This window comes from Planosporangium spinosum (assembly GCF_049999945.1).
Classification (GTDB): Bacteria; Actinomycetota; Actinomycetes; order Mycobacteriales; family Micromonosporaceae; genus Planosporangium; species Planosporangium spinosum.
The window spans coordinates 18,742-41,053 of sequence record NZ_JBLYUB010000020.1 but is presented as its reverse complement, the minus strand read 5'-3'; the positions used below and the strand labels follow the sequence as shown (position 1 = coordinate 41,053).

The following is a 22,312-nucleotide window of genomic DNA, read 5'->3' as shown; positions in this document are numbered from 1 at the left end:
TCGGTACGGCCGGGCCGCCCGATCCAGGACGACATCGCCAGATACTGGCAGACGCTCTGAGCAGGGGAGTGGGCCGCACCGTGCTGCCGCGATCTTCTCTTGACCTGCGGGTTCGAGGTGCGAGTCTCTGGCTGCCACCCACGCGTCCGCGTGATCTGGGTCGACTCCGCCTACGCCGGCCCATGCTCGGCTTCACCGCCACACTCGGCGCCGGCGTGCAGATCGTGGCCACGCTCGCCGGCCGGGTCGGCTTCCAGGTCCTGCCCCGCCGCTGGGTGCAAGGCCGCCGTTCGCGACATCCGGCTACCACCGCTCCCGCCGCCCGGGCGTAGCCTAAACATTGATGAATGTCTTTATGATGGTGGACGGCATCGTTGCCAGAGGAATGTCAACCGCTCGGTGGAGGGCCCTGTAGTGAAAGCTGCGCGCATCACTCTCGATCCAGCGTTCCGCATCGGCGCCATCGACCGGCGGTTGTTCGGATCTTTCGTCGAACACATGGGCCGGTGTGTCTACACCGGCATCTACGAGCCGGACCACCTCTCGGCCGACGAGCTCGGGCTGCGGCAGGACGTCGTCGCACTGACCCGCGAGCTGGGCGTGACCGTGGTGCGCTACCCCGGCGGCAACTACGTGTCCAGCCACCGTTGGGAGGACGGCGTCGGGCCGCGCGAGGCCCGGCCCACCCGGCTCGACCTGGCCTGGCGCTCGATCGAGACCAACCAGTTCGGACTGGGCGAGTACATGGCGTGGATCCGCCAGGTCGGTGCGGAGCCACTGCTTGCGGTGAACCTTGGCACCCGGGGGCTCGCCGAGGCGGTCGAGCTGCTGGAGTACTGCAACTACCCGGGCGGGACCGAACTTTCCGACCTGCGCATCAAGAACGGGGACGCCGACCCGTACGGGATCAGGCTGTGGTGCCTGGGCAACGAGATGGACGGCCCCTGGCAGATCGGTCACCTCACCGCGCAGGAGTACGGGCGGCGTGCGGCCGAGACGGCCAACGCCATGCGTCGGCTCGACCCGACGATCGAACTGGTCGCCTGCGGCAGCTCCGGCCGGAACATGCCGACCTTCGGCGCGTGGGAGGCGACCGTCCTCGAACACTGCTACGACCTGGTCGACTACGTGTCCATGCACGCCTACTACGAGGAGCACGACGGCGACCTGGACAGCTTCCTCGCCTCCGCGGTGGACATGGACGCGTTCATCGAGGAGGTGATCGCCACCGCCGACCACGTCAAGGCGAAGCTGCGCAGCCGGAAACGCCTGCGCATCTCGTTCGACGAGTGGAATGTGTGGTACCAGAGCCAGTTCTCCGGCGAGGCCGCCCTCGAATGGCGGCAGGCGCCCCGGCTCATCGAGGACGAGTACAACGTTGCCAGCGCGGTCGTCGTCGGCTCGTACCTCATCTCGCTGCTGTCGCACGCCGACCGGGTCGCGATCGGCTGCCAGGCCCAACTGGTCAACACCATTGCCCCGATCCGCACCGAGCCCGGCGGCCCCGCCTGGCGCCAGACCACCTTCTACCCGTTCGCCCACGCCGCCGCGCTCGCCCGCGGTGAGGCGCTGCGGGTCGAGCCGGTGTCGCCGTCCATCGACACCAGGGCGTACGGCCCGGTGCCGGCGGTGACCGCCGCCGCCAGCTACGACGCCGAGTTCGGCCGGATCGCGCTGTTCGCCGTCAACCGGGACCGCACCGGGCCGCTCGAACTTTCCGTCGACGCGCGCGCGTTCGGTCCGCTGCGGATCGGACAGCACCTCGTGCTCACCGACGACAACGTACGTGCCACCAACAACCTGGCCCACCCGGACCGGGTGGTGCCCCGGCAGGGTTCCGGCGCACGGCTGGACGCCGGGACCCTCACCGTCACCCTGCCGCCGACCTCCTGGAACGTCCTGGAACTGGCCGCCGCTGAGCCAGTGTGACGCGACTGCGCTGCACACACCCGGACAAAGGAGTCCGGGCAGTTCCGGCCCCTCGGCGGAGGGTCGGCGGGACAGCGTTGGGTGGCCGGCCGACGCGACCGTGCCGGTCCAGCGGTGACGGTGCCAGTCGCTCGCCCGACATGGAGGTTGCCGGGCACGGGCCTTCTACAGTGGGTGCTCGTGCTTTACGGAAGAGCTGCGGAGACTGGTGCGCTCGACGAGGTGATCGCGCGGGCCCGCGACGGCGTCGGCGGCGCGGTGGTGCTGCGGGGCGAGGCGGGGATGGGCAAGACGGCGCTGCTGGTCGCGGCGGCCAACCACCGGCTGGCCGCGATGGCTAATCCCGACTTCGAACCGGTGGGGGTGCTGGACCAGGTGAAGGCGCCCACGTTGGTCATCGAGGGCAGCCACGAGCCGGTCAAGCCGGGCCACGGCGCGATCATCGCCGAGCAGATCCCGGGAGTACGGCTGATGATCATGGCCGGCATGGGCCACACGCTGCTGGCGTACGTTACCTTTCAACCAGGGAGTTGAAAGGCACGGTGAGTGGTGATGGCCGCCGACGCGCTGTCGCGGGTCTTCACGGCGCTTGCGGATCCGACCAGGCGCGACATGGTGGCCCGGCTGTCGGCGGGCGAGCGCTGGAGCCTGCGCAACTGACGGCCGCCGCTCATCCACACCGCAATGAGCCGCACGGCCGGCCGGGGTGCACCGGCCGGCCGTGCGGCTCATGAATGGACGCGTACCACCGTCCGGACCGCGCGTAGGTGCGGCGCGACCTCCTCGTCGGGGCGCTGGTCGAGGACCAGGTGCCCGTCAGCGGCCCAGTGGCTGCGCCGTAGCGCGGTGCACCGCCCACGGGTGGTGATCGTGGGATGCGCGTGGAAGACGACGAGCTCCAGGCCGTCCTCGTCACGGCTGAACGTGTTGTGGCCCGGTCCCCAGTGGCTGAAATGGCTGCCGGTGGTGAGGAGAGGTGAGTGGGTCCTGGCCCAGACGCCAGGGTCGAGCAGGTCGGCGCCGCTGGCCGCCTCGATCGCGCCCGCGGCGTACGTCGGCCCGACCGCCGAACCGGAGTAGGTGAGGACGAGGCGGTCGCCGTGCCGCAGGAGGAACGGGCCCTCGGCGACGTCGTCGTCCCAGCCGTACTCGGCGGCGAGGAGATGGACCGGGTCACTGCTCAGTCGCCACGGGTCGGCGGGGTCGATCGTGGCGATCCACAGTCCGGCGTCGCCGATGCGGTCGGTGATGTACCGCTGGGACCAGACGACGTAGCTGCGCTCGGCGTCCTCGACGTAGGTCATGTCGAGGCTGAGCCCGGGGTGCTCGGCGTCGAGCTGCAGCGGCGAGCCGTCGGCCTGCAGGACCGGGCGGGGTGACCCCCAGTCGCCCGCGACGACCGGGTCGCCGCCTTCGCGCAGCCGCATCACGTGGCACTGGACGCGTTTCCAGTCCGGCGCTCCGACGCTCGGGGCGAAGAAGCAGTGCAGACGGTCGTGGAACACGTGCAGCTCCGGCGCCCAGAAGCAGCCGGCGATTCCCGCCGGCCCGACGCCGAGGATCGCGTGGTCGGTCGCGGTGGCGAGTCCGGCGATGCTGTCCGCGGTGCGGATCAGCAGGCTGGTCGTTGTCACGCAGTCTCCACCGGGGTCGTCGGTGGCGATGAGGTACCAGCGTCCGCGGTAGGCGAGCACGGTGGGGTCGGCGCGGTCGACGACGAACGGGAACGGGTAGACCCGTTGCCGGACCGTACCGGTGACGATGTACTCGCCGGGCGTACCCCAGTCGACGGCGGCGAGGCTGGCGGCGTCCCAGTCGACGGGGCGCCGGGCGGTGGAGCCGTCGTCGTAGGTCAGCCGGGCCCACGGTAGGTCGCGCGCCGCGGCGCCGGCCGTGACCTGCAACGGCGGTATCTCGACGGCGACGTTGCGGATGCGTCCGAAGCGGCGCAGCAGCCGCCCGGCGGCCTCCTCGGTCAGTGGCAGGGCGCAGGCCGGGACGTCGCCGGCGGCCGGGTCCGGCACCGGCAGCCCGGGTACGGCGGGCGCGCCGGGGGAGATGCGCCCCCACGGCCCGGGCAGCGTGGCCGATCGCGACGACCACTCCCGACCCTCGTTGTCGGTCCACCACAGGACGTACTCGGCGCGGGCGCTGTCGTACACCCCGCGCGGCCGCCGGACGCCGCCCCCGCCGGCAAGCTGGACGAGCCCGATCTCCTGGTAGCTGACCAGGTCGGTCGATCGGAACAGCAGGACCGAGGATGCGGCGGCCGGTTCGGGCGAGCCATCGCGTAGGGCGGGCGAGGCAACGATCGCGTAACCGTCGGGCGTCGCGAACACCCACGGGTCGGTGAAGGTGCGCACCCGGCGCACGTCCAGGTGTGCGGTGGGTACCGAGCGCGGGAAGAGGACCGCGCGGCCGTCGTTGAGGCGGGTGACCGCGCCCTCCGCCGTCACCAGCGTCAGGTGCAGGCCGAACGCGAGGCGTGGCGGGTACACGTCCGGGTCGGGGTCCGGGCGTCGCGTGCCGGCCAGCAGCACGGGTGCGGTCGCCGGCAGCACGGTGACCTCGAACGTGTCCGGCTCGGTGCAGCGGTCGTCGGCATCGGCGGGTGTCACGCGGATGCGGGCGGTCACGGCGCCGGCGGCCCGGCTGGTGATCAGCCCGGCGGTGACGTCGAGGTCGGGGTGGTCGCTGACGAGCCGGACGCCGGCGACCGTGGCCTGGCCCGTGCGCAGGACCGGTGGCAGGATCACCCGCCCCGCCCCGCGTCGCGTGTCGGGTGGCCGGGGGTTGATACGGCCGCGGTCATGCTGGGCTCCTTCGGGAGATCGACGTGTGGCACCCGGCCGGCACGGGGCGGGTGGTGATCGGGGCGGCGGTGCCGATCAGCCCTTGAACGCACCCTCCATGATCCCGTTGACCAGGCGCCGTCCCACGAAGACGAACAGCACCAGCAGCGGCAACGTGGCCAGGAACGAGCCGGACATGGCCAGACCGAGATCGATGTCCCGGCTGTTCTGGAGGGCCTTGATGGCGATCTGGATGGTGTACTTGTCCGGTGACTTGAGCACGATGAACGGCCACAGGAAGTCGTTCCAGGCGGTGACGAACCCGAACAGGCCCAGCACGAACGCCGCGGGCCGGACCAGCGGGAAGGCGACGCGCCAGAAGATCTGCCAGGTCGTCGCGCCGTCCACGCGTGCGGCCTGCAACAACTCGTCGTCGATGGTGTGGGTGATGTGCTGACGCATCCAGAAGATGCCGAACGCGCTCACCAGCCCGGGGACGATCAGGGCCTGCAGCGAGTCCACCCAACCGAGCTCCGAAATGATCAGGTACTGCGGGATGACCGACAACTGGGTGGGTACCGTCATGGTCAGCACGAGGAAGAGGAACAGGGTGTTGCGCCCCCGGAAGGACAGCTTGGCGAACGCGAAGCCGGCCAGCGCACACAGCAGGGCCTGGCCGACGCCGATGGCCGTGGCGACGATGAGGCTGTTGACGAGGGCGTGCAGGAACGGCACCGTGTCGAAGACCAGGCCCGCCAGGTGCAGGAAGTTGCGTCCGGGCAGCACATGCGGCGGCAGGCTCGTCGCGGTGGCCGAGTCGGTCGTCGACACCACGAACATCCAGTAGAGCGGGAAGACGCAGAGCAGGACCATGACGCCGAGCAGGGCGTACACCCACCACGGGACCTGGTTGACGCGGTGGCGGCGGTGCGGTCGCGGCCCGGTGACCGGGGTTGGCCGCGTGGCGGCCCGGGATGTGGTGCTCATGGACGCTCCGAGCGGATCCGGGTGACGAGCAGGTAGTTGATCGTGGCCACGATGACGACCATGACGAAGAGCGCGACTCCGATCGCCGCGCCGTAGCCGAAGTGGAACCGGCCGAAGCCCTGCTCGTACAGGAAGAGGGTGAGGGTCTGGCATTGGCGGGCCGCCCCGCACGTCAGCGAGCCCGGGTTGACCAGCAGCGGCTCCGTGAAGATCTGCAATCCGCCGATCGTGGAGGTGACCACGGTGAACACGATGATCGGCCGCAGCGAGGGGATCGTGATGTGGCGGAACTGCCGCCACCCGCCGGCGCCGTCCACCGCGGCGGCCTCGTACACCTCGCGCGGCAGCGCCTGCAGCGCGGCGAGATAGAGCAGGGTGTTGTACCCGGTCCAGCGCCACATCACCATCGTGGCGATCATGATGTGGCTGCCGAGGACGGACGCCGTGAACTCCACGTGCGTGAGGCCCAGCAGCCCGATCAGCCAGTTGAGCAGGCCGTAGTCGCGGTCGAAGAGCTGGGCGAAGACGACGGTGGTCGCCGCCACCGACGTGATGTACGGCACCAGCACCGACATCCGGAAGAACGTCGAGGCCCGCAACCGCGCGTGGTTGAGCACGTGCGCCACGGCGAGCGCGAGCAGCAGCTGCGGAACGGTCGACAGCGCCCAGATGCTGAACGTGTTGCGCAGCGCGCCCCAGAACCGCGGGTCGTCCAGCAACCGGGAGAAGTTGTCCAGCCCGACGAAGGTGTGTTCGCCGATGGGGTCCCAGTCGAACAGGGCGATGTAGAACGTGAACAGCAGCGGGAACAGGCCGAAGACGGCGAAGAGCAGGAAGAACGGCGCCACGTACGCGTAGGGCGCCAGCCGGTCCCGGATCCCCAGGTGCACGGCCCCGGTCCGTGGCGCGGCTGCCTGCGTGGCCGTCGCCGAGGTCGGGCTGAGCATGGTCGTCACAGCGATCACCTTTCCCGGCGAGGCGGCGACCGGATGACTCCGGCCGCCGCCCGCCGGCCGTCCGGTCAACCCTGGATAGCTTTCTTGACGTTGGCCATGGCGGTGCTCCAGGCCTTGTCGGGCGCGACCTTGCCCTGCTCGACACTTGTCAGGACATTGAGGAACTCGGTTCCGATCGAGCCGTCCTCCGGACCGATGTAGAACGGCTTGAGCTTTGTCACGGACTCGGTGTAGATCTTGCCGATCGGCGCGTCGGAGAAGAACGGGTCGGTCCTCGACACGAGCCTGGGATCCGTGTAGACCGAGGGCGTCGTCGGCAGCGCCCCGCTGACCAGGAAGTGGTCGAGCTGTCCGGCCGGCGACTGCGTCTCGGTGATGTACTTCCACGCGGCCTTCGGGTTCTTCGCTCGCTTCGGGATCGCCAGGAAGCTGCCGCCCCAGTTGCCGGCACCGCCGGGGATCTCGGCCACATCCCACTTGCCTGACGTGTTGGGGGCGTTCGTGCGGATGGAGTTGAGCATCCACGACGGCGCGGACACGACGGCGAAGTCGCCCTTGCCCATGCCGGCGGTCCACCCCGAGGAGAATGAGCTCTGCTTGGCGGAGATGTTGGCCGCGATCGCCTTCAGTGTGATGTCGAAGGCGTCCTTCACCTGGGGATTCTTGTCGTAGGACAGTTTGTGGTCGGCGTTGTTGTAGTAGCGCTCGGTCCCCTGGTTGATGGCCTGGAAGTAGACGCTCGTCGGCGCGTTGTCCAGGAACGGCTTGCCGGTCGCCTGGGCGTACTTCTTGCCGACGTCGATGAAGGCGTCCCAGGTGGGCCACAGCTTCGAGACCTCGTCCCGGTCGGTCGGCAGGCCCGCCGCCTTGAACAGATCGGTCCGGTAGGCGATCGCCAGACCCCCGACGTCCGTCGGGATGCCTATGATCTTGCCGTCCTTGGCGGTCGGCTGGCTCATGACCCAGTCAAGGTAGTCCCCCTTCATCTTGTCGGCCCCGAGCGTCCTGAGGTCGACGAAGTTGTCCGGCGACGCCATGAACTTCGGCAGATCGTCGCCCTGGATCAGCACGAGGTCCGGTACCTTGCCGCCGGCAAGGGCGGCGGTGAGCGCCTGGGCGGTCTCGCTGGTGCTGCCCACCTCCGTCAGCTTGATGTTCATCTCCGGGTGCGCCTTGGTGTAGCGCTCGACGTCGGCCTTCTGGTTGATGCCGGTGAAGGACCAGAACTCGAAGGTGTTCGACCCGGAAGATGTTGATCCGTTGTCGGAGCCGCCGGAACATGCCGGGCTGGCCAGCAGTGTGGCGGCGAGGATGACCGTTATGGCGGTGCGGCGATTCACGTGGCCCCTTCCGTGGGTGTCGTGACCTGCTGCGGCAGGTGGTCAGCCGGGTAGGCTGCGCGGCGTGTCCGGCGCCCTGTAGGGGCGCCGGACACATCCGAGCGGTCAGCCGGTGGAACTGGTCCGGGTCGTCACCCACGCGCGGACATCACCCGGGGGCGACATCCACCGGCTTTCATGCGAGCTCTAGCGCTGCAGCGTCAGCACAGCCGGCCGCCACGGAAGCAGGTTGTAGTCGCCCCCCGCGCTGGGGTTCTTGCCCTGGTACAGGAACTGGAGGTTGCACGGATCGATGGTCTTGGTCTGGTCGGGGTTGGTGCGGACCAGGTCACCGTGGCTGATGTCGTTGGTCCAGGTTGCGCCACTGTTGGCCTTGCCGGCGAAGGGGTTGCTCTCACTGGCCGCCTGCGGGGTCCACGAACCGCTCAGGCTGCTGGACGTGAACGAGCGGAAGTACCGCCCCTGGCTCCCGATCGCCTCGACGATCATCAGGTACTGGTTCTGGCCCTGAACCTTGTAGACCTCGACCGCCTCGAACAGGTTGTACTGCGAGTCGCTCATGATCGTCGTGTAGTTGGAACCGAAGTTGCCCGGGAAGTTCCCGATCGGCATGCTGGCCCGGTAGATGTTGCCGTTGTCACCGGCGAAGAACAGGTACATGTTCTGGTCGTCACCGATGAGCGTCTGGTCGATCACGCCGGTGCCGGAGTTGGAGATGCTCCCGGTGAACAGCGCCTGCGGCGCGGACCAACCATTGGGGTTGGTCGGGTCGCTGGAGGTCTTGTAGTTGAACGCGTTCGGACCCCACTGGTAGGCCAGCACCCAGATGTTCTTCGGGGCGAAGTAGAACAGCGTGGGCGCCACCGTGCCCTGGCTCATGCCGGTCTGGCCGGCCGAGGCCATGTCGGACCAGTTCGTGAACGGGGCGAAGGCCATCGAGCCGTACGAGCCTCCGCTGTTGACGTTCGACGCGTAGACCAGGTGCTTGCCGTTGTAGACGACGTTGGTGAAGTCCTTGAGCGACACCCACCCGTTCTGCGGGTTCGCCAGCGCGCCCGTCGACGACCAGCGGTACGTCGACGGAAGCGAGCACGACCCGCCCGGGGGCTGTGACGGCGAGGACGAGGGCGGTGAGGTGGGGCCGCCGAGCGAGACGAGCCTGAACTGCTGGTTGGCCTGCCCGTGGCAGTCGTACAGCTGGATCTGCTGCCCGTTGGCGGTGCCCCACACGTCCAGGCACCGGCCGGACTGCACGCCGCTGATGGTGCCGCCTGCGTTGACGTTCCACTGCTGGTTGGCCTGACCGTTACAGTCCCAGATGATGATGGCCGTGCCGTTGGCGGTGCCGGCGCCGTTGGCGTCCAGGCACTTGTTGCCGTACACCATCAACTGCTTACTGGCGGTGTACGTCCACTGCTGGTTGGACCGGCCGTTGCAGTCGTAGAGCTGCACCCGCGTGCCGTTGGTGGTCGAGGCGTTGGGCACGTCGATGCACCGGCCCGACTGCGAACCCACGATCTCGTTGGCGCCGGTGGGACTGCCGGTCGGACCACCGGTCGGGCCACCCGTGGGACCGCCGGTGGCGGCGTTGAGGGCGTTGAGCACCGACGTATAGGCGGCCTTCTTGTTCCCGCCGCCGTCGAACAGCAGCGGGCTCTCGCCCGAGCGCCACGAGTCGCTGTCACGCACTCCCCACACCGTGATGCCGACACAGCGGGGCACGTTCATGCACGCCTGGGTCAGCCCGGCATACTGCGACGTCGACGCGTTGGTCACGTCGACCTCGGTCAGGGCCACGTCCACGCCCAGGGCGGCGAAGCTCGACAGGGTCGTCTGGAAGTTGCCCGGCAGCGAGCTGCCGCCGGTGAAGTGGGTCTGCAGGCCGACGCAGTCGATCGGTACGCCGCGGGACTTGAAGTCCTGGATCATGCGGTAGACGCCCTGCGTCTTGCCGTAGGACCAGTTCTCGATGTTGTAGTCGTTGTAGCAGAGCTTGACCGACGGGTCGGCGGTCCGGGCGGTGCGGAACGCCACCTCGATCCAGTCGTTGCCGGTGCCCTGCAGGTTCGACTGCCGGCGGCTGCCGTCCTCGTTGAACGCCTCGTTCACGACGTCCCAGTACGCGAGCTTGCCCTTGTAGTGGCCCACCACGCCGTTGATGTGATCGATCATCGCCTGCCGCAGCGAGCTGCCGCTCAGGCTCTGCATCCAGCCCGGCTGCTGCCCATGCCACGCCAGGGTGTGCCCACGCACCTTCATTCCCCGCTGAGTGGCCCAGTTGTAGATCTGGTCGCCCGCGTTGAAGTTGAACTGGCCACGCTGCGGCTCCGTCGCGTCGGGCTTCATCTCGTTCTCGGCCGTCACCATGTTGAACTCGCGCCCGGCGATCGTGGTGTACGTCGAATCGCCAAGCCGGCCGCCCGCGATTGCCGTACCGAAGTACCGGCCCGACTGCGCGGCCGCCGCACCCAGCGTGCTCGCCGCCGCATTTGCCGAGGGGATCATCACCGCGGCCATGGCCACCGCCACGACACCGACCACACCAGCGACCAGCGCTCTGACGATGGCCGATCTCTTCCGCCGGGTCCCGCCACGATGGGCGGAGGGGCTTGTAATCACCTTGGCCTCCCTTTCCTGGCCAGCGCCCGAGCCGTCTTGGCGGGACGACTGGACGTCCGTGTTAGCGATATACAAGCGTCGATGTTCCCATCCGATCCCCATCGCAGGCAACATCTTTCGAAAGGTTCCGGCAACAAATCTGAGCGATGGCGTCCGCATAAGTGCAGGTACAAGCCGGTCAGGCAGGGCGACGGCCTTGACCGCGTCGGGTCGTTCTCCGATTGGGTGAACCGACTCGCTTCCGGAAGTTTCGGGATGTCGGCGCCAGTGCTCCTTCGGGGCGTGCGGCCATCGTGTTAGCGGTAACATGCTCGGCCGACCGTGACCTGGTGCGCTGAACAGGCTGGTTCCGGGATCGCCGAAGGCGAACTCGCCGCCGTTACGGCGCGGGCGGCCGGCGTGACCGGCCGCCCGCGGGATCGGCACCGCGGTCAACGCGGTGCACAGTCGCGCGATGTCCACCCGGCCGCGCCAGTGCCGTGCACAACGCCCCGTGTCCGCGCCGGGGCTCACCCACCGGCGACTGCTCCACAAGCGAGCGCACCGGCCCGTCGGCGCGCAACACCGCGTCGGTCACCTTGAACAGCGCATCCGCCCACACGCTCAGATGCCCGTGGAACGCCTGCCGGAACCGCGCCAGGTCCCCGAACGCGGCCGCCGAGTCCGGGTGGGGCCGCGGGGTGCTGGCCGCTCGTTCCGGCGCCCCGGCCTGGCTCGGCGGCCCCGCGTCGCCCGCCGGATTACATTGATGAGTATCACTTGACATCCCAATGGTGCCGGTTCTACGGTTTGTCGAATCGATTCGTCGACTGTGCGGAGTCCCTTTCCGAACACGCCCGGGTCCAGTCGTCAGCCGTCCACTTCGCATGCCCGCTGACGCACCCGGCCCGCGACCACCCACACGCGGGCCCGATCACCCGAACGCGCGGTCCCGGCCGCGCGGCGGCCGTGTGTCCGGGCGGTCGGTCCTGTGCCTGGACGTGAGCGGGCAGGGGACGAACAACGGCACGAAGCTCGTCGCCTGGCCCGGCAGGTGCCAGGCGAACCAGTAGTGGAGCCCGCTCGGGGATGGCCAGGGCCGCACCACTCTCATGCCACGGCGACCGCGGCGGTGCAGGAAACCACAGCTCGACGTCGGAAGGAGCTGACAGGTCATGAGGTACAGATCGGCACTCGTATCAGCCGCGGTCGCTGCGCTTGTCGTCGCGGCGGTCGGCGGTGTCATGCTCCGCGGCGGGGTCGCGTCCGCCACCGGAGTCGGCGCATTGGCAACGACAGCCGGGTGCGGCAAGGCGCCCACGCTGACCAGCGGCACCCACACGATCCAGAGTGGCGGGCAGAACCGCAGCTACATCCTGCGGGTTCCCGACAACTACGACAACAACCATGGATACCGTCTGATCTTCGCGTTCCACTGGAACGGCGGCACCGCCAACGACGTCGATTCCGGCAGTACCAGCGGATCCGCGTGGTCCTACTACGGGATCCGGTCCCTGGCCAACAACAGCGCGATCTTCGTCGCCCCTCAGGGCCTCGGCAACGGCTGGGCGAACTCCGGCGGCCAGGACCTGACCTTCGTGGACAACATGATCAACCAGATCGAGGCGGGCCTGTGCGTGGACACGACGCAGCTGTTCGCCATGGGCTTCAGCTACGGCGGCGGGATGAGTTACGCCATCGCCTGCGCCCGCGCGACCGTATTCCGTGCGGTCGCGGTCTACTCCGGAGCGAACCTCAGCGGGTGCAACGGCGGCACCCAACCCATCGCCTACATCGGGTTCCACGGGCTGCGGGACAACGTCCTGCCGATCTCACTGGGGCGGTCGTTGCGTGACCAGTTCGTCAGGAACAACGGGTGCACCCCGCAGAATCCGCCGGAACCGGCGCAGGGCAGCCTCACGCACATCGTCACCTACTACTCCGGGTGCCGGCCGGGCTATCCGGTAGCGTGGGGCGCCTTCGACGGTCCGCACGCCCCCAATGCCGTGGACGGCAGCGCCGACCCGTACGCACCCGGCGAAAAGTCCTGGACCAGGCCGGTGGTGTGGAACTTCTTCGCCCAGTTCGGCTCCACCCCGCCGCCGACCCCCACGCCGACCCCCACCGGCGGCCCCGACCAGGGCAGGCAGATCGTCGGTGGACAGTCCAACCGGTGCGTGACCGCACCGAGCCAGAACGCCGGCACCCAGGTGCAGCTACAGGACTGCGCGAGGCAGCCCGGCCAGGTCTGGAGCTACGGCTCGGGCAGGCAACTCCAGGGCCCCGGCAACCTGTGCCTGGACGCCAGCGGCGCCGGCACCGCCAACGGCACGCTCATCGTCCTGTGGTCCTGCAACGGCCAACCCAACCAGCAATGGAGCCTGCGTGGTTGACCCGTGTCCCGGCACACCGGACAGAGGTGTGCACAAGGGGCCGGTCATGCGGCCACCCGGAGAAAGAGGATGGACCTACATGAGAATACGTGAGGACCTCGGGTCGTACCGTCGGCCGATCCGCCCGGCGTGGCTGTCCCGCGGCTCGGCGGCGATCGCCGGCCTGGTGGCAGCGGCGAGCGTGCTGTTCGCGTTCCCCGCCCCGGCGCAGGCCGCGACGGCGATCAGCATCAACGGCTCGTCCGGCGGGCGGGTATTCGACGGCGTCGGCGCGATCAGCGGCGGCGGCGGCAACAGCCGCCTGCTGATCGACTATCCGGAACCGCAGCGCAGCGACATCCTGGACTACCTGTTCAAGCCGGGCTACGGCGCGGCGATGCAGATCCTGAAGGTGGAGATCGGTGGGGACACCAACTCAACCTCCGGAGCGGAACCCAGCCACGAGCACACCCGGGGCAGCGTGAACTGCGACCGCGGGTACGAGTGGTGGTTGATGGGCCAGGCGAAGGCGCGCAACCCCACCATCAAGCTGGTGGGCCTGTCGTGGGGAGCGCCGGGTTGGATCGGCAGCGGAAACTTCTGGTCCAACGACTCGATCGACTACCTGGTGGCGTGGCTCGGGTGCGCCGCCTCCCACGGCCTGACGATCGACTATCTCGGCGGGTGGAACGAGCGGGGCCGGGATGTGAACTGGTACAAGAACCTCCGATCGGCACTGAATTCCCGCGGATACACGAACGTGAAGATCGTGGCGTCCGACGAGTTCGGCTGGGGCACGGCCGACGACGCGCAGCGGGACCCGGCGTTCGCCAACGCCGTGGCCGTGTTCGGCAGCCACTACGTCTGCGGCTACCGCAGCGCGCAGACCGACTGCCCCAGCTCGGCCAACGCGGTGAACTCGGGCAAGCCGCTGTGGGCCAGCGAGAACGGCTCCGACGACTACAACGCCGGGGCGCAGGCCCTGGCCCGTGGCATCAACCGCGACTACATCGACGGGAAGATGACCGCCTACATCAACTGGCCGGTCATCGCCGCGATCACCCCCAACATCCCGTGGGCGACCACCGGGGTGGCGGTGGCCCCGCAGCCATGGTCGGGCTACTACTCCATCGGCAGGAACACCTGGGTGATGGCCCAGACCACCCAGTTCACCGCGCCGGGGTGGCGCTACCTGGACAGCTCCAGCGGGTACCTCGGCGGCAACCGCAGCAACGGCAGCTACGTCTCGCTGAAGTCCACCAACAACAGCGACTACAGCACCATCATCGAGACGATGGACGCGGGATCCGCGCAGGATCTGACGTTCACCGTCACCGGAGGGCTGTCGACCGGGACCGTGCACGTCTGGTCCACCAACGTCCGATCGAACAACCCGTCCGACTACTTCGTCAGGCGCGGTGACATCACCCCGTCGAACGGCACGTTCTCGCTCACCGTCCAGCCCGGGTACGTCTACAGCGTCACCACCACCACCGGGCAGGGCAGGGGCACCGCGACGAGCCCCGCGCAGGGCAACCTGAAGCTGCCCTACAGCGACAACTTCGACAGCTACCAGACCGCGCGGGAAGCGAAGTACCTGATGGACCACCAGGGCTCGTTCGAGGTGGTCGGCTGCGGCGGTGGCCGGAGCGGCCAGTGCGTACGCCAGATGTCGGAGCAGACGCCCATCTACTGGACCTCAGGCCACGCCGAGCCGTTCACCCTGCTGGGCGACGTGACCTGGCGCAACTACACCGTGTCCTCCGACGTCATGCTGGAGAAGGCGGGCTACGTCCAACTCGTCGGGCGGGCCACCACGTACAACCACGAGCAACCGCAGAACCTCAACGCCTACTACCTGCGGGTGGCCGACACCGGGGCGTGGTCCATCCGCAGCAACAACACCAGCGGCAATCAGCGGACCCTGGCCAGCGGGACCACCGCGGCGCTGGGGACCGGCCGCTGGCACACCCTGTCGCTGACGCTCAACGGGAGCACCCTCACCGCGGCCATCGATGGCACCACCGTCGGCACCGTGTCGGACTCCGCCTGGGTCGCCGGCCAGATCGGCTATGCCACCGGCCAGGGCGTGACGGCCCAGTTCGACAACCTGTCGATCACCCCGCTCGGGAGCCAGCCGGGCCCGACCGGCGAGATCCGGGGCGCCGGCTCCAACCGGTGCCTGGACGTCAACGGCGCGAGCCAGGCCGACGGGGCGGTCGTGCAGATCTGGGACTGCAACGGTGGCGCCAACCAGCAGTGGACGGTCGCCTCGAACAAGCAGCTCACCGTGTACGGCAACAAGTGCCTGGACGCGCCGGGCGCCTCAGCCGGTGCCCGGATCCGTATCTGGTCCTGCACCGGCGCGGCCAACCAGCAGTGGAATGTGAACCCCGACGGCACGATCACCGGCGTGCAGTCCGGGCTGTGCCTGGACGTGACCGGTGCGGCGACCACCAACGGCGCGGCCGTCGAGTTGTGGACGTGCAACGGCGGTAGCAACCAGCAGTGGATCCGGTCGTGACCGGTCGCCGCCGGCGGCGTTGAGCGTGCGGGCCGGGAATCCGCTGGTCGGATTCCCGGCCCGCAGGCCTACCAGGGCCTGAATCCCCGGCAGCCACGGCGGCCGGCCGTATCCGGCGGGGGAGACGGGCCGTCCGGCGTCCGGCGTCAGCGGTAACCGGCGGCGACGACGTTCGCCTGTACCGCGTTGTCGGTGGCATCCGACGGGTAGCCGGCCACCATCGCACCCTCGTAGAAGGTGCCCGCGCTCAGGTTCGCGCCCCCGTTGGGTTTGCAGCAGTCGCCTCCGCTACCGAGAATGATCGCCCCTTGCTTGCGCATCGGGCTGTATCCGCCCGGCAGCGCGCCATCCCACAGGGTGGTCAAGGTGCCGGACTGGGCGTTGCTGCCCTTGAGCGCCAACCGCGTCGTACCGTTGTTCTTCAGCATCGCCGTGACGAACTTGCTGGGGAACGCGCGCTGGTTCGGGTTCCACGACTGGCTGCCCCCGGAGTAGAGGCCCCACTCCAGATCCGCCTGCACCCAGGGACCGGAACCGGAACAGCCACCGAACCAGCACTGGGTGCTGAAGTTGATCGCGTCCATTGCGCCCGCGGCGTCCGCGCTCCGGGTCGTCTCGCTGTTGCCGTAATCGAAGCAGCAGCCGCCGTTGACGTGGGTGCCGCTGGTCACCATGTACATGCCCTCCGGAGCGGCCCCGGTCGGCACGCCGGTCAGGTGGCCGTCCCGCCAGTAGCTGTTGCCCGGATTGATGTACAGCGAGTACGCCTTGTTGCCGCCGATCGTCAGCGACTCCGATGTGGCCCGCGCCGGGCTGCTCTGGGGCGATCCGGGCACCACCGTGGAACCCTGGTACCACATGTCGTTGCCCCGGCCGGACTGGTCGTACACCACGGTGATGACACAGGTCGTGCCGGTGCAGAACGAGTCCTGCGTCGCGGCGTTGGCGGTGCCGCCGGGGGCCAGCAGCCCGACGTTCCTGGTCGCGTTGTCGGACGAACGCCGGACCTGGTAGAGATTCCCGGCGTACGAGCGGTAGAGGGCCCGTACGGTGCTGTGGGCGGCGACGCAGGGCGTCCCGCCGGCGGCGTAGATGTCGCAGGGCGGGCTGTCGGCCGGTGGGGAGACGGTCGGCCCGGGGGTGGTCGGGGACGGACCGGGGGGCTGGGCCGACATGGACCATCTCTGGTTGGCCTGGCCGTTACATGACCACAGGATGATCTTCGTGCCGTTGGCGGTGCCGGCGCCGTTGGCGTCCAGGCACAGCCCGGACTGCACGCCGGTGATGGTGCCGTTGGCGTTGATGTTCCACTGCTGGTTCGACTGGCCGTTGCAGTCCCAGATGATGACCGCGGTGCCGTTGGCGGTGCCGGCGCCGCTGGCGTCGACGCACTTGGTTCCGTTGTAGACGGTCAACTGCCTGCCGGAGGTGGCGGTGAAGAACTGTCCGTCGGTGTTGTTGCAGTCCCACAGCTGGAGCTGGGTCGCGTTGGTGGTGGACGAGTTCGGTACGTCCAGGCAGCGGCCGGACTGCCCGCCGACGATCTGGGCACCTTGGGTGGCCGCCGAGGCCGGTTGTCCGGCGGCAGCGGTCATGGCGAGCCCGATGACGGTCACGGCGGCGGCGGCTGCTGCCCAGAACCGACGAGCGGGGGAGCCGGTTGTCCCCCTGGCGGGCGATGGGGGACCTGAAGTATCGCGGGCACGTCGAAGCATGATGAGACCTCCATCTCGGATGCGGTGCCGGCGCCCGTGGCCACGCGGAGTGCGTGGTGCGGGCGCCGGCCGGTCGGCGGGTCGGCTCAGTTGCGCAGGCTCCACTGCTGGTTCGTCCCACCGTTGCAGGACCACCCGACGACGAGCGTGCCGTTGGCGGTGGCGGCGCCGGTGGCGTCCAGGCACAGTCCGGACTGCACGCCGGTGATGGTGCCGTTGGCGTTGAGGTTCCACTGCTGGTTGGGCTGGCCGTTGCAGTCCCAGATGATGACCTTGGTGCCGTTGGCGGTACCGGCGCCGCTGGCGTCCAGGCACTTGCTGCCGTTGTAGACGGTCAACTGCCTGCTGGCCGTGGCGGTCCAGCGCTGTCCGGCGCTGCCGCCGCAGTCCCACAGCTGCAGCTGGGTGCCGTTGGTGGTGGCGGAGTTCGGCACGTCCAGGCAGCGGCCGGACTGGCCCCCCACGATCTGTCGGCCGCCCGCCGGCTGCGGCGGCGTCGTGGTGGGTGACGGGCCCGGTCCACCGCCGGGCGGTAGCAGGGTCACCGTGTAGCCATCGCGGGCGTCCGTCCAGTTCAGCGTCAGCGTCGCGGTGTTGTTGTTGACGGCCAGGTTCTGGTCGGAGACGGTGACCGGGCCGGAGACGGCGGCGCCGCCGTTGTACGGTACGCGCTGCAGGACGGCCCGGATCTGCCCGTTGGAGACGAGGTTGGTGGAGTCCAGGCGGTTGAGCGTCACCGCGATGCTGCCGGTGTCGCCGTGGTTACCGAGCAGGACCTTCGCGTTTCCGGAGTCCCGGGTGGCCACCGCGTCCAGGTTTCCGGACGGGATGACGCTGACCCGGGTGCCGGTCATCGAGCCGTAGAACTGGTACATGTACCACTCACCCAGCGCCTGGTACCGCGTACCGGAGTGGGTCAGCAGGCTCGCCGCGTCGTCGTGCAGCCCGGCGCCGGATGCCCAGTTGGCCCGCAGCCCGTCGGTGTCGGCCCGCTCCAGGCGCGAGATGTACCAGCCGCCCCCGCCCGGGGTCTGCTCACTGCGCGACGCGTACTCGTTGATCTGGTACGGGTGGCCGGGGATGCCGTGCTGCGCGAGGAGTGCATCGGCGGCTGCCCTGTTGGCCACCGGGTCGCCGGGCAGGGAGTGCCAGCTGAAGATGTCGGGTACGACGTTGTTGGCCTTGACGTAGTCCAGGAATGTGGCCCACCAGCCGTTGCCGGACGACGGTTGGCTGGCGGTGCTGGGGCCGACGATGACCGCGTTGGGGAAGGCGGCACGGATACGCCGGTAGGCGCGTGCCCACATGGCCAGGTACTGCTGCTGGGACGGTTTCCAGAACACGCTGAGGTCGGGCTCGTTCCAGATGTCCCACTCGACGGTCACGCCGTTGCTCTGCACGTCCGCGGTGAGCTGGTTGTAGAACGAGTCGAAGCTCGTCCAGTTGCCGTTGTCACCGGGCCAGGTCGTGATGGGGTACCCGTCCGCACCCCACAGGTCATGCGGCAGGATGACGAATCTGCCGCCCAGCGCCGCGGTGCGCCTGGCCTGTGCGAGCGTGGCGTTCCACCGGCGTGGGTACTTGCCGGCCACCCACCCGCCCGGGCTGTCGAGCTGCGCACCGCCGGCCCGCTCCAGGTGCCACCTGATGTCGGTGTAGAAGTGGTCGGGCGGGTTGGCGCCGTTCTCGGCCATCCCGTAGAGGGTGCCCGAGGCGTGGTACGCCGGGGCGCCGAGCGTCGACGAGAAGTCCACCGACGGGCCGCTGGCCGCCGACGCCGTCGATACCGGCCAGAACGCCGCGGCCCCGACCAGACACAGCAGACCGAAACAGGAAATCAACGCGCGTCGGGTCATCGCCGGGTCCACTTCTGGTTGGCGCCGCCGTTGCAGGTCCACAGCTGCACCTTGGTGCCGTTCGCGGTGGCCTGTCCGTTGACGTCGAGGCAGAGTCGGGACGCGACGCCGACGATCGTGCCGTCGGACGACAGCATCCACTTCTGGTGGTTGCCGCCATTGCAGTCCCAGACTTCCACGGCGGTCCCGGCCGTCGTTGACTGGCCGCGGGCCTGCAGGCACTTGTTGCCGAAGACGCGAAGCTCGCTGGCCGCGTTCGGGGCGTAGCTCTGCCCGGCGCCGCCGTTGCAGTCCCAGATCTGGGTGGTGGAACCGTTCGTCGAGGTACCGCCGGCGACGTCGAGGCACCGGCCGGACTGGTTGCTGGTCACCCGGGAATAGGACGGCAGCGTGATCGCTCCGGTCGTCGTGTCCAGCCCCCACTGCGGGTACCAGCTCAGGGCCGCGGTGCCGCTGCCGGTCAGCGTGATGGGCAGCCAGACCGGCACGGAGGAGTACAGGTCGCCGGAGTTCCACCGGTCGCCGATGTAGACGTAGTTGGTTCCGGCGGCACCGGTGATCGGCAGCAGGAACGAGGTCTGCGAGTCGTAGGTACGGGTGCCGGACGGCGCGACGTTGGTGAAACCGCTCCATGGTCCGGCCAGCGAGGTCGCCGTGGCGTACACGTTGTCGTTGGTGGCCCAGCCGGTCAGGTGCGAGGTGAGCAGGAAGTAGCGGCCGTCCACCTTGGCCATCGCCGGCGACTCCAGCGACGGAAAGGTGGCGACGGTGCTCTGCGCGGCCGTGTAGTCCGCGTTCAGGCGTTCGATGCGCATCCCGGCGGCCGGATCCTCGTGGATCATGTACGCCGTGCCGTCGTCGTCCTTGAACAGCCCGAGATCCCGGCTCGGGTGGCCGAGCGGCCGGGTCGCGCCGAGGTAGGTGTACGGCCCGCACGGCGTGTCGCTGACCGCAACGCCCGCACGCTGGTCGTTGTACGAGGTGTTGTCGATGTGCATCCACATCACGTACGTGCCGGTGGTGCTGTTGTAGATCACCTTGGGGCGTTCGACGATCCGGCCGGCTGCCAGATCGCCACTGGGCTGCCGGGACAGGGCGTTGGCCTGCCGGGTCCAGTGCACCAGGTCGGTGGAGGAGTAGCAGGCCACCGCGGTGAACGTGGATCCGGCGACCTTGTCCTCGCCGACCATGTAATAGGTCGGGCCGACGCTGAAGATGCCGACACCGTGCGCCTGCAGCCGGTTGCCGGCGGTGTCGGTCCACATCGTGCCGGGGGTGACCGTGGCGGTGGCGGCCTGCGCGGCCGGTGCCCCGGCCAGTAACGCCGCGACGGCGATTATCGGCGCCGCGAAGGCCGTCAATCGTCGGGACTGTCTTCTGTCCATGACCGCTCCTGATGGGAGACCGGGGGAGCGCCGGCAATCTCGGCAGCGGGCGCGGGATGCCACGTTTCCAGCTGATTGCCGGGAACCGCCGATGGTTACGGGCTTGTGCAGGCGATGGTGGGGGTGGACGGCGTTCCGCTGCTGAGGAAACCGAACGTGGTCGAAGCGGAAGCCTGGAGTGAGCCGTTGTACGAGACGTTGCCGACCGATACGGACGAGCCGCTGGTGGTCAACGTGCCGTTCCACAGCTGGGTGATGCTCTGTCCGGGGCTCAACGTCCACGTCGCCGTCCAGCCGTTGACGGCGCGGCTGCCTGCCGTCACGGTGATCTCGCCCTGGAATCCGCCGGACCACGAACTGGTCGTACGGTACGTCGCGGTGCAGGCGGCGCCGCTCGGTGGTGTGGTGGTAGGCGGTGTGGTGGTCGGTGGTGTGGTGGTGGGCGGTGTGGTGGTCGGTGGCGTGGTGGGCGTCGGACCCCCACCGGTCGGGGTGAACTGCCACCAGTTCACGTTGAACAGGTCACCGCTGCCGCCGGTGAACCTCAGATACAGGTCGTGGGTGCCGGTCGCGCCGGCCACGGGGCAGGAGACGCTCACCCACGTCTGCCAGCCGCCGGTGCCCGGGACGGTACACGTGCCGACCAGGGTGCCGGTGGCGGCGTCGAGGCGAACCTCGATCCGGCCGCCGCTGGTGGCCGAGGCCACCCGGGCGCTGAACGACGCCGCACCGGCGCCGAAGCCGACGCCCTTGACTTTGATCCAGTCTCCGTTGTTGATGGATCCGACGTTCATGCCGCCCTCGCTGGAGCGCTCCGTCTTCACGCCCGACTCCCAGGCGATCGTCTCCGCCTCCTGGCGCACGTACGGGTCCAGGACCCCGATCTGAGGGGCGCCGGTCGTGGTCATGGTGATCGTCGGGAAGGTGCCGTCGGGGTTGTAGTTGAACTTCTCCACCGCGACGGAACGGGTGAAGCCGCCGCCACCCGGCAGCGCCCCGTTGTGGTAGAAGAAGTACGAGCCGCCGTTGAAGTCGATGACACCGGGGTGGTTGGTGAAGCTGCTGCCCTGCGTGGGCATGATCGTCCCGCGGTAGGTCCACGGCCCGGTGGGGCTCGGGGCGGTGGAGTAGGCGATGAACTCGGAGCAGCATTTCGCGGCGTACACCAGGTAGTACAGGCCGTTGCGCCGGTAGACCCACGGGCCTTCCTCGAACAGGGTGGGCCGGTTGGCGTCTCCGGTACGCGTGCCGAACCCGGCGGTGGTCAGCGGGATCTTCGTGGGAACGCCGGAGTAGGAGATCATGTCGGCGTTCAGCTTCACGTACCACAGGTCGGGGTTACCCCAGTACAGGTAGGCCTGGCCGTCGTCGTCGATGAAGACCGTCGGATCGATCTGGCCGTTTTCGACAAGCGGGTGTCCGATGGCGTCGGTGAAGGGTCCGGTAGGGCTGTTCGAGACGGCCACCCCGATGGCGTAGGCGCCGGTGGCCCGGTTGGTCATCGGGACGTACCAGTAGAACTTGCCGTTGCGGTAGATGGCCTGGCCGGCCCACGCGTTGGCGCTCGCCCAGCTGAAGTTGGCCAGGCTCAGGGGGGAGCCGTGGTCGGTCCAGTTCACCATGTCAGCGGAGGACCAGACCCGCCACTCCTTCATCGTGAACCACGTGGAGCCGTCCTCGTCGTGTCCGGTGTAGAGGTAGACCCGGCCGTTGTGGACCAGCGGCGCCGGGTCGGCCGTGTAGATCGTCTGGATGATGGGATTGTCGGCCTTGGCGGACGACGGGACCAGAGCCATGACGCAGAGCAGGCCGGCGACTCCGACCAACGCAGTGACAAGCCTGGTCCTCGCCCTGGCCG

The 22,312-nt window shown here is 68.9% G+C and carries 14 protein-coding genes; 5 read left to right on the top strand and 9 right to left on the bottom strand.

All coding sequences use genetic code 11. The annotated features are described in order from the left end of the window. The first annotated feature begins 182 nt into the window (after nt 1-182). The 3 genes from ACNTMW_RS24120 (at nt 183) to ACNTMW_RS24110 (ending at nt 2,463) form a co-directional block, all read left to right on the top strand. Nucleotides 183-332: a hypothetical protein gene (locus ACNTMW_RS24120; protein ID WP_426636052.1), complete on the top strand. Its 150-nt coding sequence runs from the start codon at nt 183-185 to the stop codon at nt 330-332. An 82-nt stretch (nt 333-414) separates the two neighbouring features. Next, nucleotides 415-1,929, top strand: coding sequence for an arabinosylfuranosidase ArfA (gene arfA, locus ACNTMW_RS24115; RefSeq protein ID WP_426636051.1), 1,515 nt, complete (start codon nt 415-417; stop codon nt 1,927-1,929). A gap of 180 nt (nt 1,930-2,109) precedes the next feature. After that, nucleotides 2,110-2,463 carry an AAA family ATPase gene (locus ACNTMW_RS24110; protein ID WP_426636050.1) on the top strand — a complete coding sequence of 118 codons (354 nt, stop codon included), beginning with the start codon at nt 2,110-2,112 and terminating at the stop codon, nt 2,461-2,463. A gap of 194 nt (nt 2,464-2,657) precedes the next feature. Here the strand turns inward: ACNTMW_RS24110 and ACNTMW_RS24105 are convergent, their stop codons facing one another. From ACNTMW_RS24105 to ACNTMW_RS24085, 5 genes are all read right to left on the bottom strand, one after another. Further along, the gene (locus ACNTMW_RS24105) at nt 2,658-4,685 is read right to left on the bottom strand and encodes a family 43 glycosylhydrolase (protein WP_426636049.1); all 2,028 of its coding nucleotides are present in this window, start codon (nt 4,683-4,685) and stop codon (nt 2,658-2,660) included. Nucleotides 4,686-4,817: 132 nt separating this feature from the next. After that, nucleotides 4,818-5,708, bottom strand: coding sequence for a carbohydrate ABC transporter permease (locus ACNTMW_RS24100; RefSeq protein WP_426636048.1), 891 nt, complete (start codon nt 5,706-5,708; stop codon nt 4,818-4,820). Continuing rightward, nucleotides 5,705-6,655: a carbohydrate ABC transporter permease gene (locus ACNTMW_RS24095; protein ID WP_426636140.1), complete on the bottom strand. Its 951-nt coding sequence runs from the start codon at nt 6,653-6,655 to the stop codon at nt 5,705-5,707. The genes ACNTMW_RS24100 and ACNTMW_RS24095 overlap by 4 nt, the downstream gene beginning before the upstream one ends. Before the next feature lie 74 nt (nt 6,656-6,729). Further along, a complete protein-coding gene (locus ACNTMW_RS24090; protein ID WP_426636047.1) occupies nt 6,730-8,004 on the bottom strand; it encodes an ABC transporter substrate-binding protein in 1,275 nt (424 codons plus the stop codon). Between the two features lie 186 nt (nt 8,005-8,190). Further along, a complete protein-coding gene (locus tag ACNTMW_RS24085) occupies nt 8,191-10,623 on the bottom strand; it encodes a non-reducing end alpha-L-arabinofuranosidase family hydrolase (protein WP_426636046.1) in 2,433 nt (810 codons plus the stop codon). A gap of 1,154 nt (nt 10,624-11,777) precedes the next feature. Here ACNTMW_RS24085 and ACNTMW_RS24080 point away from each other — a divergent pair. Both ACNTMW_RS24080 and ACNTMW_RS24075 read left to right on the top strand, forming a co-directional pair. After that, nucleotides 11,778-12,995 (top strand): ricin-type beta-trefoil lectin domain protein, encoded by a 1,218-nt coding sequence (locus ACNTMW_RS24080; RefSeq protein WP_426636045.1) that lies wholly within the window; start codon nt 11,778-11,780, stop codon nt 12,993-12,995. Between the two features lie 79 nt (nt 12,996-13,074). Beyond that, a complete protein-coding gene (locus ACNTMW_RS24075) occupies nt 13,075-15,498 on the top strand; it encodes a ricin-type beta-trefoil lectin domain protein (RefSeq protein WP_426636044.1) in 2,424 nt (807 codons plus the stop codon). A gap of 146 nt (nt 15,499-15,644) precedes the next feature. Here the strand turns inward: ACNTMW_RS24075 and ACNTMW_RS24070 are convergent, their stop codons facing one another. From ACNTMW_RS24070 to ACNTMW_RS24055, 4 genes are all read right to left on the bottom strand, one after another. Continuing rightward, complete coding sequence (locus tag ACNTMW_RS24070) at nt 15,645-17,114, bottom strand: arabinofuranosidase catalytic domain-containing protein (RefSeq protein WP_426636043.1); 1,470 nt, start codon at nt 17,112-17,114, stop codon at nt 15,645-15,647. A 185-nt stretch (nt 17,115-17,299) separates the two neighbouring features. Continuing rightward, nucleotides 17,300-19,111: a ricin-type beta-trefoil lectin domain protein gene (locus ACNTMW_RS24065; protein WP_426636042.1), complete on the bottom strand. Its 1,812-nt coding sequence runs from the start codon at nt 19,109-19,111 to the stop codon at nt 17,300-17,302. Next, the gene (locus ACNTMW_RS24060; protein ID WP_426636041.1) at nt 19,066-20,454 is read right to left on the bottom strand and encodes a ricin-type beta-trefoil lectin domain protein; all 1,389 of its coding nucleotides are present in this window, start codon (nt 20,452-20,454) and stop codon (nt 19,066-19,068) included. The genes ACNTMW_RS24065 and ACNTMW_RS24060 overlap by 46 nt, the downstream gene beginning before the upstream one ends. Nucleotides 20,455-20,549: 95 nt before the next feature. Further along, on the bottom strand, nt 20,550-22,250 hold the full coding sequence (locus ACNTMW_RS24055; RefSeq protein ID WP_426636040.1) for a family 43 glycosylhydrolase: 1,701 nt from the start codon (nt 22,248-22,250) through the stop codon (nt 20,550-20,552). Nucleotides 22,251-22,312 lie beyond the last annotated feature (62 nt).